The sequence below is a fragment of the Streptomyces sp. NPDC057543 genome (genome assembly GCF_042801895.1).
GTDB lineage: Bacteria > Actinomycetota > Actinomycetes > Streptomycetales > Streptomycetaceae > Streptomyces.
Window position 1 is genome coordinate 1 of record NZ_JBHVFF010000596.1, and the last position, 1248, is coordinate 1248.

Annotated in this window: 1 protein-coding gene; it reads right to left on the bottom strand. The window is 67.7% G+C overall.

All coding sequences use genetic code 11. The annotated features are described in order from the left end of the window. Positions 1-38: 38 nt before the first annotated feature. Complete coding sequence (locus ACFU8Q_RS41545; RefSeq protein ID WP_384465428.1) at positions 39-875, bottom strand: aldo/keto reductase; 837 nt, start codon at positions 873-875, stop codon at positions 39-41. Positions 876-1248 lie beyond the last annotated feature (373 nt).

The following is a 1248-nucleotide window of genomic DNA, read 5'->3' on the forward strand; positions in this document are numbered from 1 at the left end:
GCGGCGGTCCGTGTGCGTCAACGGTGCGATGGCAGGGCTCAGGCGCCGAGGTTGAACTCACCGGGGTTCGGGCCGAGGCGCTTGCCCTCGTCCAGCGCGGCGAACGCGGCCAGGTCGTCGGCGTCCAGCTCGAAGCCGAACACGTCGAGGTTCTCCACGATCCGGGACGGCGTCACCGACTTCGGGATCACCACATTGCCGGTCTGGATGTGCCAGCGGAGCACCACCTGAGCCGGTGTGCGGCCGTGCTTCCGGGCGATCGCGACGACCGTCGGCACCTCCAGGAGCCCCTTGCCCTGGCCCAGCGGCGACCAGGCCTCGGTCGCGATGTCGTGCTTGGCGTGCAACGCGCGCGACTCGGCCTGCTGGAGCTGCGGGTGGAGCTCGATCTGGTTGATCACCGGGACCACCGAGGTCTCGCCGAGGAGACGCTCCAGGTGCTCGGGGAGGAAGTTCGAGACTCCGATGGCCTTCGCGCGGCCCTCGGAGTAGATCTTCTCGAAGGCCTTGTACGTGTCGAGGTACGCGTCCTTGGCCGGCACGGGCCAGTGGATCAGATACAGATCGACATACTCCAGACCCAGCTTGTCGAGCGAGCTGTCGAAGGCGCGCAGGGTGGAGTCGTAGCCCTGATCGGTGTTCCACAGCTTTGTCGTGACGAAGAGCTCTTCGCGGGCGACACCGGAGGCCGCGACGGCCCTGCCGGTGCCCTTCTCGTTCTTGTAGATCGCGGCGGTGTCGATGCTCCGGTACCCGGACTCGATGGCTGTCGCGACCGCCTTCGCGGCCTCGTCGTCAGGCACCTGCCAGACGCCGAAACCGAGCTGCGGCATCTCGACGCCGTTGTTGAGGGTGATGGAGGGGACCTTGCTCACGAGCGGTCGATCCTTACGTCGTCGGTTGGGATTCTCATGGTCAACGATCAGCGTGTGCCATGCATTCCCCGCCGTCCCGGTGTTCGGGGCGCCCGCTACGGCGGGAGCGTCCGACTCCAGTCGATGAGCGTCGCATCCGGTGACTACCGGGTTCCCTGATGGAGGTTCAGATGCGGGCCGGAACGCACCTGCTTTAGTGGGACGGAGTGGCCGCCCTCGCGGTCATGCGGCTCCGTACGGCCATGGTGCAGGCGGTCCCGCCATCCGCCTCCGCGGCCGCCACCCGGGAACGAGCCGGTCGGCGCGGACAAGCTGTTCCGCGTCTCGATCACGTAGCACGCCCTGTACCGCTGAGGCACGGCCGGCCGTGCCT